The following is a 12685-nucleotide window of genomic DNA, read 5'->3' on the forward strand; positions in this document are numbered from 1 at the left end:
CCGTCAGGCCAGGTAGGTGTCGGTGTGGAGGATCTCCGAACGCTTGGTCCAGTCGACGCCGCGCACCTGCTGCGAGGCACCGAGTTCGTTCAGCACCACGCCGATCTCGATCAGGAACAGGCTCTCGAGGAGCTGGTCGCTGACCGCCCGGTACCGGGCCACCGCCTCCGGGCCGGTGCCGTCGGTGACCTGCCACGCCGCGTCGGCGGCGGCGATGTACGCCGGGCTCTCGAAATGCGAGGAGTTCTTCCGCGCATTGAAGGGGTACGCACTGACGTTCAGCGTCGACGGCACGTACTGCGCCCACGAGTGGAACGTCAGCCACAGTCCCGGCAACTGCGCGCCGATCAGCGACTTCACGAAGGTCGCGCCCTCCTGCGGGTCCAGCTGCACCTCGATCCCGACGTCCGCGAGGTTGGCCTGCACGATCTGCGCGGACGCCTCGTAGAAGGGGTTTCCGGCCTGGTACGTCAACGGCAGCCTCGGCACGGCCACCCCGGCGTCGGCGAGGATCGTCCGCGCCCGGGCCGGGTCCAGGCCGAAGGTCCGGTTCCGCGACTCGTCGTAGGCGGGCGAGGTCTTCGGCCACGGCAGGTTGACCGGGTAGCCGGAGCCCCGGAACACCTCGGCGATGATGCGGTCCCGATCCAGCGCGTACGCGATCGCCTGGCGCACCCGCACGTCGGCCAGCGCCGGATGGGTGACGTTGGTGCCGACGTACACCTGCAGTTCGGCGCCGTCCAGCGCGATCGACTGGAAGCCGGCGGTGTTGCCCAGTACCTCGTTGTCCCGGTAGCTCAGCCCGTTGACCAGGGAGACCTGACCGGACCGCAGCGAGCTCAGCAGCGCCTGCGCGTCCGGGATGATCGACACCTCCACCCGGTCCAGGTACGGCCGCTCGGGGATCCAGTACCGCTCGTTGCGCTCGAAGGTCAGCGAGCTGTTGGGGGTCCGGGAGACCAGCTTGAACGGCCCGGTCCCGACGAACGCCTCACCGGCGGTGAGCTTGTCGATCGACTCGCTGTCGAGGATGGGGACCGTGTCGAGCAGGTCGAAGATGTTGCCGAGCGGATGCGCGAAGGTGAGCACCAACCGGTGCGGGTCGCTGGTGTCGAACCCGGTGACGGCCGCCGCCGTGCTCCGCAACTGCGCGGTCCACTTCGGGTCCGCGTAGGTGCGGATCGAGAACTCCGCGTCCTTGGAGGTGAACGGCCGGCCGCTGTGGAAGGTGACGTCGTCGCGCAGGTCCAGCGTCAGCGCCAGTCCGTCCGGGGCCAGGACCCACGACTTCGCCAGTCGCGGTGTGGGTTCCACCTTGTCGTGCGGGTACCGGACGAGGCTGTCGTAGGCCAGGCCGATCACCGTGGTGGACCCGGCGGTGTTGGTCAGGAAGGTAGCCGGGATGACGTCGGCGGTGATGCCGGTCGCGAGGGTGCCGCCGCGCACCGGAGTGCCCGACGCCCCGTCCGGCCCGGACTTCTGGGCCTGCACCGCCGAGGAGCACGCACCCAGCAGCCCGGTCCCGAGGATCGCGGCGGCGGTCAGTCCGGCGCCCCGGAAGAAGGTCCGGCGGTCGAGGCTGGCGACAGAGGAGGAGCTCATCGGGAGACTGCCCTTCGAATGGAGGTGAGCGGATCGGAGTAGAGGGAGCTGAGGGAGACGACGGCGGCGGCGTGCTCCTGGACGCGGTTGCCGAATCCGGTGATCCGGATGTCCTTGCGCGCCAGCGTCGAGGCCTGGGCGAACGCCTCCGCGACGTGCGGGATGCCGGCCGGGTACTCGGTGAACGCCTGCCCGCCCAGGATCACCCGGTCGGGGTTGAACAGGTCCCGGAGCACGGCCACTGTCCGGCCGAGCACCTGCGCCCGTTCCACCAGAAGTTCGTGTGCCACAACGGATCCTTCCTGCGCGGCCCGGTAGACGGCGGCGACGGAGGGCCTCTCCCCGACTCCGGTGAGGATGCCCGCCGCCTCGGCGGCCGCGACCACGGCGCGGTCACTGACGGTGGCCTCGAGGCATCCGAGGGCTCCGCATGAGCAACGCGCCGAGGAGCCGGTGGGCAGGTGCACGATCGAGCCGGGTCCGCTCGACGGCGTGTGCACTCGCCCGTCGATGGTGACCGCGACGCCGGCGGTCTCCCGGGCGTAGAAGTACAGGCTGGTCCCGGCGGTACCCGCGGCGCCCGGACGCTGGGACGCGAGCAGCAGTTCCGAGGCCGCCATCGCCTCGACGTGGGCGGCGACCGAGACCGGGAGCCCGAGTCCCTCCCCGACGATCTCGCCCACCGGGGCCTCCCGCCACCCGAGCCGCGGGTGGTCCGCGCGACCGGTGGCGGCGTCGACCCGCCCGCCGAGTGCGACGCCGACCCACAGCGCCCGCCGGCGGTGCCAGCGCGAGGCGAACTGCCGCGCGCTCCGCGCGATCTGCGCCAGGGCTTCGGCCTGGCCGGTCGCCGGAGTCGGGATCTCCACCGCGCCAAGCACTCTGCCGCGGAGGTCGACGGCGACAATGCCGGTGACCACCGCACCGATGTGGATGCCGACGGTGAGGTAGGGCTCGTGGTTGACCTCGAACGGGACCCGGGGCCTGCCCACCGCGCCGGACGCGGTGAGATCGGCGCGCTCGCGCAGCAGTCCATCCCCGAGCAGCGCGGTGACCTGGCGGTTCACCGTGGCGACACTCAGGCCGGTGGCCTTCGCCGCCGCATCTCGGGCGATGGGTCCACGCTCGCAGGCGACGCGGAGCACCGCGGCGACCGGGGTGTCGACGACCCGGAGGTCGGGCGGGACGATCTGGACGTGGCCCCTGGAGGACGGACGGTTCGGCGCGCCGAAGGCACGGGGCCGATTCGAGGGACCGGGATGACTCGAGGGACTGGAATGGTTCGCGGGACTGGGACGGTTGGAGGGACTCAGGGGTGACCTGGTCCGGCCGGCCGAGGCCGGCACAGCAGAGGTGAGCACGTGGTTTCCTTGCGCTTCGTCCCTGGCGGGACAGACCTACACGGCGGATGGAAGCGCGCTGACCTGCAGAGACGTCGAGACGTCACCCGGCGACACGGCCAGAAGGGCCATGGCGAGGCGAAACGTCGACGTGTGGGAGGAAGTAGCGCGAGTTAGCTAGAGAGACCGCGAGGCGAACAACAGAGTTCGCGCGCCAGGGGCAGGCGGGAGCCCAGTGCGGAGGTCACGTAGGTGACCCGCAGGGCGGTGAGCCGGCCGGAAGACATGGGCAGAAAACTAGCACCTCCCAAGCATTTGTCCAATCGGACATACCGTGGCGGCCTTGCGATCACGGTGACGGAAACCCTTGGCCCGCAGGACCGCCGGTGGAAATCTCGGTCCCGTCAGATTCGGCACGACTTCGACGAAAGGCCTTCCATGTCCATCGATTTCGCTACCGACCGGGCCGACGCAACCGTCACCGACGCCGCACCCGCGGTGGTCCGTCTCGGCTCGCACATCGGCGCCCGCATCGACGGCGTCACCCTCGGCGCCGAGCTCGACCCGGCGACCGTAGGCCTGATCCGTCAGGCCCTGCTCGAGCACAAGGTGATCTTCTTCCGCGGCCAGTACCAGCTCGACGACGCCGGCCAGTACGCGTTCGCGCAACTGCTCGGCGAGCCCACCACCGCGCACCCCACCGTCACCTCACGCGGGGAGCGCATCCTGCCCATCGACTCCGAGTACGGCCGGGCCAACAGCTGGCACACCGACGTCAGCTTCGTCGACCGGATCCCCAAGGCGTCGATCCTGCGCGCGGAGGTGCTGCCCAGCTACGGCGGCTCCACCACCTGGGCGTCGACGGTCGCCGCCTACGCGTCGCTGCCCGATCCGCTCAAGACGCTGGTGGAGAACCTGTGGGCCACCCACACCAACGTCTACGACTACGCGGCCACCAGCGCGGCCCAACTCGACGCCAACTCCGAGGAGTACCGCAAGGAGTTCCAGTCCACCTTCTACGAGACCGAGCACCCCGTGGTGCGGGTGCACCCCGAGACCGGGGAACGCGCCCTGCTGCTGGGCCACTTCGTCAAGGGCTTCGTCGGTCTGGGCACCAACGAGTCGCACGCCCTGCTCAACCTGCTGCAGGCGCGGGTGACCAAGCTCGAGCACACCACCCGCTGGAACTGGGCCGACGGCGACGTCGCCATCTGGGACAACCGCGCCACCCAGCACTACGCCGTCGACGACTACGACGGTCAGCATCGCCGTCTCGGCCGGGTCACCCTGGCCGGCGACGTACCCGTCAGCATCCACGGCGAGCGCAGCCGCGCCGTCGCGGGCGACGCCTCGCACTACTCGCCCATCGACGAGCCGGTCCGGGTCGCCGGCTGATGACTCTGCCGCCGCACGCCAGGGGCTACGAAGGTTTCGCCGGCCACATCGGCAGGACCACCGACGACTCGACCCCCGCCTGGACGACCGCTCCGACGGCGGAGCCGGGGTCGCCGAACATCGTCGTGGTGCTGGTCGACGACATGGGGTTCAGCGACATCGGGCCGTTCGGTTCGGAGATCGACACCCCCAACCTCGACCGGCTCGCGGCCTCCGGCGTGCGGCTCACGAACTACCACACCACCCCGCTCTGCTCGCCGTCGCGCGCGGCGCTGCTCACCGGGATCAATCCGCATCGCGCGGGCTACGGCTTCGTCGCCAACGCGGACCCCGGCTTCCCGGGCCTGCGACTCGAACTCGCCGAGGACGTGCTCACGCTGCCGGAGATGCTGCGGGCCGGCGGCTACGCAACCTACGGCGTGGGGAAATGGCACCTGGTGCGCGACGCCAACCTGCGTCCGGGTGCCGTCCGCGACTCCTGGCCCACGCAACGCGGATTCGACCGCTACTACGGGTCCCTGGAGGGCCTGAACTCCTTCTTCCACCCGAACCAGCTGGTCTCGGACAATTCGGTGGTCGACGTCGACGAGTACCCCGAAAACTACTACCTCACAGATGACCTCACCGACAAGGCCGTCGGGTACGTCAAGGACCTGAGGGCGCACGATCAGGACAAGCCGTTCTTCCTGTACTTCGCGCACGTGGCGATGCACGGCCCCCTGCAGGCCAAGGACGAGGACATCGACAAGTACCGCGGGAAGTATGCGCAGGGCTGGGACGTGATGCGCGAACGCAGGTTCGCCTCCCAGCTCGAGCAGGGCCTGTTCCCGGCCGGCACCGAGCAGGCGCCCCGCAACAGCGAGCCGGGATTCGGCGTGCCCGAATGGGATTCGCTGACACCGGAGGAACAGCGCCGGTACGCCCGGTACATGGAGGTGTACGCGGCGATGGTCGACAGCGTCGACCAGAGCGTCGGCCGGATCCTGGACACCGTCGCCGACCTGGGCGAACTGGACAACACCGTCGTGGTCTTCACCTCCGACAACGGCGGCACCGCGGAGGGCGGACCGGAGGGCACCCGCAGCTACTTCGCGCAGTTCGCCCGCGTCGGGGGCCCGGACTGGGTCGGCGACGTGCCGCACGAGGAGGACCTGATCGGCACCGCCGCACTGGGCGTGCACTACCCGAGGGGCTGGGGGCAGACGTCCAACACCCCGTTCCGGTTCTACAAGGGCCAGTCCTTCGCCGGCGGCGTCCGGGTGCCGTTCGTCCTGTCCTGGCCGGCCTGTCTCCGAAAGAAGCAGGGGGACAACGGGATCCGCGAGCAGTTCACCTACGTCACCGACCTCGCACCCACCCTGCTCACGCTGGCCGGAATTCAGCCACCCGGCACACGGAACGGACTGCCCGCCAAGGAGTTCGACGGCGTGGACGCGACCGCGCTACTCCGCGACCCGGCCGCGGAGTCCGCCCACACCGAGCAGTACACCGAGATGACCGGCAACCGCGGCTACTACCGGGACGGCTGGAAGCTGCTTGCGCACCGCCCCGAGACCGACGTGGACGCGCCCCGTTGGCAGCTGTTCGACGTGCGCGAGGACCCCACCGAACTGCGCGACGTCGCCGACCGGTACCCGGAGAAGGTGCGCGAACTGGCGCGGGCGTGGGACGACGCGGCATGGGCGAACACCGTCTTCCCCCTGTCCACCAGGAACGCCCTCGCCGTCCGCCGGCCCGGAGAGGAGAAGCTGTCGCGGCCGGTCCGGATCCTCGCGGGGACACCCACCCTGGAGCGCTACCGGTCCTCGAAACTGATCGCGTTCCGCGACTTCGAGATCGGTATCGAGTTGGGCGGCCACACGGCCGGCGACGAGGGCGTCCTGGTGGCACACGGCGACGTCCAGGGCGGCTACCTGCTCTACGTCGAGGACGGGCACCTGGTGTTCGGCTTCAACGGCTACGGCCGCTACCGGCAGGTCGACGCCGGGCCACTGCCCGCAGGCGCCCGCCGGATCGAGGTCTCCGCGAGCGTGCGCCCCGGCCTGCGCTGGGACTTCGAACTCCGGGTCGACGGCGCGCCCGCCGCGAAACTGCCCGACCAGGTGCAGCTGGTCGGAATGGCCCCATGGACCGGCATCTCGGTGGGGGTGGACTCCCGCGGCCCGGTCTCCTGGGATCTGCGCCGGCGTCGCGGGCCGTTCCGATACACCGGCGCGCTGCATGCGGTCACCTACACACCGGGTGCCGTCCAGGTACCGGGAGTCGCCGTGGAGCAGATCGAGCTCGAGGCCGAGTACGCCGCCGAGTAGGCGGCCACGAATCCTGGCCCGAGGCCCATTTCTCGCAGGGGCCCCGCCGATGTCCGCCGTCGGCGATCTGTGCCCATGGATTCACAACTCGCACGTAGGAGGCTGTGCCACAACGGCATCTGACGCAGCCCGCGATCGCGACGGCCGGCGAGCTTACGAACGGGCACAAAGGCGCGTCCGGCCAGGGCGGCCGACCGGTGAATACATGGTCATAGAAACGTGCTCGTGAGCTGATCCGAGCACCGGCCGACCACCAGACACATGGCATTCTCGCCAAATATGTTCAAGCACGTGACAATGCCGCACAGCCGTCCGCAGATTTTCGAATTTCGCGTCCACGGTGCGGGGTCTGCGTGATAGTACTTACGCACACAACAGAACCTCTCAAATCCGCGGCCCCATTCTCCCACAACAGATACCGGGAGAATGGGGCCGCGCTGTCTGCCGTAGACCTCGGCCCTCGACACCATCGAGGACGGCCGCTCGGCGGAGAAGGCGAAGTTGCTGCAGTCCCCCCTCCCAATTGAACGGATCCGGGCTGGCGCACAGACGACATGCACCGGCCCGGCGTTGTTCGGTCGCGTTTGTCGCCGTGCCACAGATGGCGAGCTACAGGTTGGAACGCGGGCAGGAAATCGACCCTGTCCCGCGGCGAGTACACGGTCATCACTCCGGCGTGACGGCACCACCACAGGACCACCAACCGCACCCTACGGCCTCGATGTCGACGGTCGTACCACAGCGAACAAGGAGCACCATGACACGAAACGCGATGACACGCGGCATCGCCGCCGGCGCGGCCACCACCCTCGCGCTCGGAGCACTCGCCCTCCTCGGCACCGGCATCGCCGGCGCCGCCACGGGCTCGGTCACCTGGGACGAAGGAGCCGCCCGTTTCACCCGGACAGTCAGCAACACCACTCCCGCGGTCGGCGAAACGGTCACCGTGACAACGAAGTTCGACCGGACCAGCTGGGTGGACGAGTTCATCTACAACGTCAAGGACCGTCACCCGTCCTGCCTGACCTACATCCCCGGCTCGGCGAAGATGACCGGCAACGGCGCGGCCCAGCCTGTCGCCAACCCCGAGGTCGTCGTCGACGAGGGCAACGGGAGAGGCTACGTCCGCGGCGCCTGGGGCGTCACCGACTGGGTCATCCAGAATCGCCCCGGCTTCGTCCAGACCCCGGTCTTCAGCGTCAGTTACACGGCGGGCAAGAACTGCGCCCGTGACACCGCCCTGCTCACCGGCATGGAGTACGGCGGATCACTCGGCGGCACCAACTCCCTCCGGGGCCCGTCCATCACCATGAGTAAGACCGGCACCGCCACCTCCCTCGCCGCCGTCACCGGTGCCCGGGTCGGCGTGCCGAGCACCCTGACCGCCACCGTCTCCGGCGGCGAGGCGGGCAACACCGTCGAATTCCGCGACGCCGGGACCAAGGTCGGCCAGGGCACCCTCGACACCGGCGGAAAGGCGACCCTCGCCTGGACCCCCACCCTCCCGGGCAGCCGCGCCGTCACCGCGCACTTCCTCGGCACCGGGTTCGCCGCCGCGTCCCAATCGTCGACGGTCACGGTGCAGGTCGCCGAGCAGAACACCCCCTCCACGATCGCCCTGGCCCCGGTCACCGATGCCCAGGTCGGCCGCGCCTCCACCATCACGGCCACGGTGACCCCGGCCGGAGCAGGTGGCACCGTGACCTTCAATGACGGCGACATCGTCATCGGCACCGCGCAGGTCGGGGCCGACGGCACCGCCACCACCGAGTGGACCCCGGCGGCAGCGGGACAGAGCACCATCACCGCCGAGTACTCGGGCAACGGCACCGTCACCGCATCCTCCGTCCAGGAATCCGTGACCGTCGCACCCGCCGACGAAGGCGGAACCGGCAGCCTCGGCAGCCTCGGCGGATTCGGCTCCAGCAACTGACAGCCAACTCGCCGTGAAGGTCTGTCCCCGGCCAGATCGGCCGGGGACAGACCCTTTCCGGCGCTCAACCCTGCTGCCGGGCCGGGGCGTCTGCGCCTAGGCTGAGGCCATGACCATCTCGCCTGATGAACATGTTGCCGTCGTCACCGGAGCGAGCTCCGGCATAGGGGAGGCCACCGCACGAACCCTCGCCGCGCAGGGGTTCCACGTGGTGGTCGGCGCCCGCCGCCTGGACCGCCTCGAGCACCTGGCCCGCGACATCGGCGGCACCGCGCTCGAACTCGACGTCACCGACGAGGATTCGGTGGACGCGTTCGCCGCGGTGCTGCCGAGGGTGGACGTGCTGGTGAACAACGCCGGCGGGGCCAAGGGCCTGGCAACCGTGATGGAGGCCGACCTGGACGACTGGCGCTGGATGTGGGAGACCAACGTCCTCGGCACGTTGCGGGTGACCAAGGCCCTGCTGCCCAAGCTGATCGAGTCGGGCAACGGCCTGATCGTCACCATCACCTCGGTGGCCGCATTCGAGGCCTACGACAACGGCTCGGGCTACACCAGCGCCAAGCACGCGCAGGCCGTGCTGCACCGGACCCTGCGCGGCGAACTGCTCGGGCAGCCCGTCCGGCTCACCGAGATCGCGCCGGGCGCGGTGGAGACCGAGTTCTCCCTGGTGCGCTTCGACGGCGACGAGGAGCGCGCGGCCAAGGTGTACGAGGGCATCAGCCCGCTGGTGGCCGCCGACGTCGCGGAGGTGATCGGTTTCGTCGCGTCACGGCCCTCGCACGTGAACCTCGACCAGATCATCATCAAGCCCCGCGACCAGGCAGGCCCGGGCCGGTTCGCCCGCAAGCAGGACTGATGCGCCACCGCCTGACCCCCGGCGACCTGCTCGACGGACACGGTCGCCTGGCCGAGCCCGGCTGGGCCACAGCGGAACTGCGACGCTACGACCGCGCCGCCGTCGCCGCGTCCCGGCTCCGGGTCAAGGAGTGGGACTACTACTGCGTGCTCACCGAGGAGGTGGGGCTCGCGCTGACGGTGGCGGACAACGGCTACATGGGACTGCTCGGGGTGTCCTGGTTGGACCTCACCGCGCGCACCGAGGTGACCGAGAACGTCATGCTGCCGTTCCCGATGGGTTCGATGGGCCTGCCGGCCAGCGCCGACGCCGGCGACGTGGTGGTCTCCCGACGGGCGGGGCGGGGACGTGAGCTGCGGATCGAGTTCCGGCACGCCGACGGCGGCCGACTGCTCACCGTCGACCACCCGGGATTCGACGGTGGCCGCGGCCTGCGCGGCGAGCTGCTGCTCGACCAGCCGGAGATGGACCGGATGGTGGTCGCCACACCGTTCCCCAAGGCCCCCAAGGCCTTCTACTACAACCAGAAGATCAACTGCCTGCCCGCGCGCGGTGAGGTGGTGGTCGGCGGCGAGTCGTTCGCCTTCGACCCGGCGAGCGCATTCGGCGTCTTCGACTGGGGCCGCGGCGTGTGGACGTACGACAACACCTGGTACTGGGGTTCCGCGTCGGGCACCCTCGACGGCAGGCCGTTCGGGTTCAACATCGGCCACGGCTTCGGCGACACCTCGGCCGGCACCGAGAACATGGTCTTCGTCGACGGGCGCGCGCACAAACTCGACGAGGTCACCTTCCACCTGCCCGACGGCACCTCCGGCCGGCCGCCGGGCCCGTTCGACGCCGCGCCGTGGACCTTCACCAGCAACGACGGCCGGTTCGAGATGACCTTCGAGCCGATCCTCGACCGCGCCGCCGCCACGGACCTGGTCGCGCTCCGCTCGATTCAGCACCAGGTGTTCGGCCGGTACTCGGGCCATGTGGTACTCGACGACGGCAGCCGCCTCGCCGTCCGGGACCTGCTGGGGTTCGCGGAGCAGGTGAAGAACCGCTGGTGACGCGGCGGCCGGCGGGTGGGGCCGGGCTCGGCGGGCGGGACCCGTCCGATTTGTACAAGACGGACGGGACCCGCGCTTCCTAGGGTGAACCCATGACACCTCGCCTTGATCTCGTGGGAATCGTTGTCGCCGACATGGCTCGCTCGCTGGCCTTCTACCGGCGACTGGGCTTCGACCTGCCCGCCGCCGCGGACACCGAACCGCACGTGGAGGCGGTCCTGCCGCAGGGGCTGCGGGTGGCCTGGGACACCGAGGCCACCATCCGGTCCTTCGACCCGGACTGGACGCCGGGGTCCGGCGGCCAGCGCCTGAGCCTGGCGTTCGCCTGCGCCGACCCCACCGAGGTCGACTCCTGCTACGCCGGACTGGTCGCCGCCGGGTACGAGGGGAAGCTGGCCCCCTGGGACGCGTTCTGGGGGCAGCGGTACGCCACCGTCCATGACCCCGACGGCAACTCCGTGGACCTGTTCGCCGCCCTGACCTGACCCCGCGAGCCGGCCGGACCAGCCCGGTCCGTCCGGTTCAGCCGAGCGCGCCCAGTGGGACGCCGGCCAGTTGCCTCACCTCGCGAGCGAGGTGGGCCTGGTCGGCGTATGCCAGCCGCGCGGCCACCGCGGCCTGGGGCGTCCCCGCGCGCACCATCTCCACCGCACGCCCGAACCGCAGGATCCGACTCAGGGTCTTCGGCCCGTAGCCGTAGGCCCGCACGGACCGGCGGTGCAGTTGCCGTTCGCTCAGTCCCACCCGGGCGCCGACCGACGCGACGGGGGCCCCCGCCCGCAGCAGCCCGGTCGCCGTCGCCAGCAGCCGGAGGTCCGGGGCGGCCTCGTCGAGCCGTTCCCCGGCCAGCTGCTCGAGCAGTCGGCCGGGCGCGGGCGATCCGGACAGCCTCGATTCCCACCGCCGGACCAGTACGGGATTCCACAACTCGGCGAGCGGGACCCGCGTGTCCACCAGCCCGTCGGCGGGCGCACCAAGCGCCGCCGGCCCCTGGCCGGGGGCGAACCGAAGCCCCACGATGCGCGCGGTCTCCGCCGCCGTCGACATGTGCGCGGTGGTGTCGGGTCCGGCCACCACCAGCCGGCCACCGAGCCAGATCACGTCCATGCTGCCGTCGGGCAGGATCCGGTGCTCGGCGTCGGCCACGGACTCGCTGGTCCACAGCACCGCCCCGGAGATCCTCGACGCCCGCTCCCGATACACGGGTTCAGTGTGGCAGCTGGACCGCCCGCGTCGCGTCGGCCTCGGCGACGAGCCGCTGCACCTGCGCCGCGATGTCCGCGCTGCCGGCGGGCCGCGCGTGGACGGTCTCCGCGCCCCGCACCAGATAGCGCCCGTCCCCGGCGAAGTCGACCCAGTGGAAGCCCCGGTCCTCGCCGCGGGGCGTGCTGTCGTACGCCGGGCCCGCGACGACACCGACCTCACCGAAACCGGTCCGCGGGCGGGCGAAGAACTCGTCCCGCTGCTCGCTCGCCCGTCTGCGACCCGCGGGCCGCATGACGGAGGCCCCGGGAACGGTCGACCGCGGTACCGACACCCCGCGACCTCGCCCGGCCTCGACCTGCGGGATTGCCTGGGCCAGGGCCGCTCCCACCTCCGCCGGCGCCACCGCGGTCAGCACCACGTCGGCACCCGTGTACAGGTCGGCGCCCGGTTGTTGGACCGCGACCGTGGCGCGGGCATGACGGATTCCGGCATGCACCCTGACCATCGAGCTGCCGGGGCCGACTCGGTGGAGGCCGCACAGTTCGATCCGCACGGCGGGCTCGGCGAGCGTGGCGAGCGCGGCGTACATCGGCGCGTCGACCTGGGCCAGCACCCGCCGCGCGGCGTCGGCGCGCTGTGCGCGGAACTGCGCGTCCGTCTCGGCGGTGCCCCGGAACCCGAACGGGTACGGCAACCGGTCCCGACCGAGTCGCTCCCACAACACCGCGAACTCGAGTGCCGTCAGCCGCCATGGTCCCTGGCTCATTCGCCGATGACCGACGGCGCGACCAGCGGGAGCCTGCCGACCAGTTCGTTGCCGTTGTCCACGTTGACGAGGTAGCCCGGGGTCTTGCGCTCCCGGTCGTCCTCACCGTTGGCGCGGGCGCCGCCGGGCATCATGCCGCCGCCCGCCGCACCCGCCGCACCCGGGCGTCCCACCGCGGCAGCAGGCCCGCCGCCGGCCCCGCCCGCGGCCGGGACGGCGC

At 70.9% G+C, this 12685-nt stretch carries 10 protein-coding genes and 1 pseudogene; 6 read left to right on the forward strand and 5 right to left on the reverse strand.

Going from position 1 to position 12685, the window contains the following annotated elements:
• Positions 1-3: 3 nt before the first annotated feature.
• Both AC1DU4_RS04875 and AC1DU4_RS04880 read right to left on the reverse strand, forming a co-directional pair.
• Positions 4-1602 carry an ABC transporter substrate-binding protein gene (locus AC1DU4_RS04875; protein ID WP_477837939.1) on the reverse strand — a complete coding sequence of 533 codons (1599 nt, stop codon included), beginning with the start codon at positions 1600-1602 and terminating at the stop codon, positions 4-6.
• Entirely contained in the window at positions 1599-2792 is a 1194-nt protein-coding gene (locus AC1DU4_RS04880) for an ROK family protein (protein ID WP_477837954.1), read from the reverse strand. The genes AC1DU4_RS04875 and AC1DU4_RS04880 overlap by 4 nt, the downstream gene beginning before the upstream one ends.
• A gap of 588 nt (positions 2793-3380) precedes the next feature.
• On the opposite strand from AC1DU4_RS04880, the gene AC1DU4_RS04885 reads away from it, so the two are divergent.
• The 6 genes from AC1DU4_RS04885 (at position 3381) to AC1DU4_RS04910 (ending at position 10978) form a co-directional block, all read left to right on the forward strand.
• Positions 3381-4337 carry a TauD/TfdA dioxygenase family protein gene (locus AC1DU4_RS04885; protein ID WP_477837940.1) on the forward strand — a complete coding sequence of 319 codons (957 nt, stop codon included), beginning with the start codon at positions 3381-3383 and terminating at the stop codon, positions 4335-4337.
• Positions 4337-6646, forward strand: coding sequence for an arylsulfatase (locus AC1DU4_RS04890; RefSeq protein ID WP_477837941.1), 2310 nt, complete (start codon positions 4337-4339; stop codon positions 6644-6646). The genes AC1DU4_RS04885 and AC1DU4_RS04890 overlap by 1 nt, the downstream gene beginning before the upstream one ends.
• Positions 6647-7403: 757 nt before the next feature.
• Positions 7404-8579, forward strand: a complete 1176-nt coding sequence (locus tag AC1DU4_RS04895) for an Ig-like domain-containing protein (RefSeq protein ID WP_477837942.1) — start codon at positions 7404-7406, stop codon at positions 8577-8579.
• A 109-nt stretch (positions 8580-8688) separates the two neighbouring features.
• Positions 8689-9438, forward strand: a complete 750-nt coding sequence (locus AC1DU4_RS04900; RefSeq protein ID WP_477837943.1) for an SDR family NAD(P)-dependent oxidoreductase — start codon at positions 8689-8691, stop codon at positions 9436-9438.
• Positions 9438-10493: a DUF2804 domain-containing protein gene (locus AC1DU4_RS04905; RefSeq protein ID WP_477837944.1), complete on the forward strand. Its 1056-nt coding sequence runs from the start codon at positions 9438-9440 to the stop codon at positions 10491-10493. Before AC1DU4_RS04900 ends, AC1DU4_RS04905 begins: the two co-directional genes overlap by 1 nt.
• Positions 10494-10585: 92 nt before the next feature.
• A complete protein-coding gene (locus AC1DU4_RS04910; RefSeq protein WP_477837945.1) occupies positions 10586-10978 on the forward strand; it encodes a VOC family protein in 393 nt (130 codons plus the stop codon).
• Positions 10979-11015: 37 nt separating this feature from the next.
• On the opposite strand, the gene AC1DU4_RS04915 is transcribed toward AC1DU4_RS04910, so the two are convergent.
• From AC1DU4_RS04915 to AC1DU4_RS04925, 3 genes and pseudogenes are all read right to left on the reverse strand, one after another.
• The gene (locus tag AC1DU4_RS04915) at positions 11016-11696 is read right to left on the reverse strand and encodes a helix-turn-helix domain-containing protein (protein WP_477837946.1); all 681 of its coding nucleotides are present in this window, start codon (positions 11694-11696) and stop codon (positions 11016-11018) included.
• A gap of 4 nt (positions 11697-11700) precedes the next feature.
• Positions 11701-12465: an ESX secretion-associated protein EspG gene (locus AC1DU4_RS04920; protein WP_477837947.1), complete on the reverse strand. Its 765-nt coding sequence runs from the start codon at positions 12463-12465 to the stop codon at positions 11701-11703.
• A pseudogene (locus AC1DU4_RS04925) lies at positions 12462-12685 on the reverse strand (hypothetical protein); the annotation flags it as partial. The pseudogene AC1DU4_RS04925 and the gene AC1DU4_RS04920, both read right to left, overlap by 4 nt.

The sequence above is a fragment of the Rhodococcus sp. P4_F5 genome (genome assembly GCF_056401315.1).

Bases quoted from the DNA above. Each gene is read 5' to 3' on its own strand.
- AC1DU4_RS04895 (WP_477837942.1), top strand. From the start codon at position 7,404: ATGACACGAAACGCGATGACACGCGGCATCGCCGCCGGCGCGGCCACC.
- AC1DU4_RS04890 (WP_477837941.1), top strand. From the start codon at position 4,337: ATGACTCTGCCGCCGCACGCCAGGGGCTACGAAGGTTTCGCCGGCCAC.
- AC1DU4_RS04875 (WP_477837939.1), bottom strand. From the start codon at position 1,602: ATGAGCTCCTCCTCTGTCGCCAGCCTCGACCGCCGGACCTTCTTCCGG.
- AC1DU4_RS04920 (WP_477837947.1), bottom strand. From the start codon at position 12,465: ATGAGCCAGGGACCATGGCGGCTGACGGCACTCGAGTTCGCGGTGTTG.
- AC1DU4_RS04885 (WP_477837940.1), top strand. From the start codon at position 3,381: ATGTCCATCGATTTCGCTACCGACCGGGCCGACGCAACCGTCACCGAC.
- AC1DU4_RS04900 (WP_477837943.1), top strand. From the start codon at position 8,689: ATGACCATCTCGCCTGATGAACATGTTGCCGTCGTCACCGGAGCGAGC.
- AC1DU4_RS04905 (WP_477837944.1), top strand. From the start codon at position 9,438: ATGCGCCACCGCCTGACCCCCGGCGACCTGCTCGACGGACACGGTCGC.
- AC1DU4_RS04910 (WP_477837945.1), top strand. From the start codon at position 10,586: ATGACACCTCGCCTTGATCTCGTGGGAATCGTTGTCGCCGACATGGCT.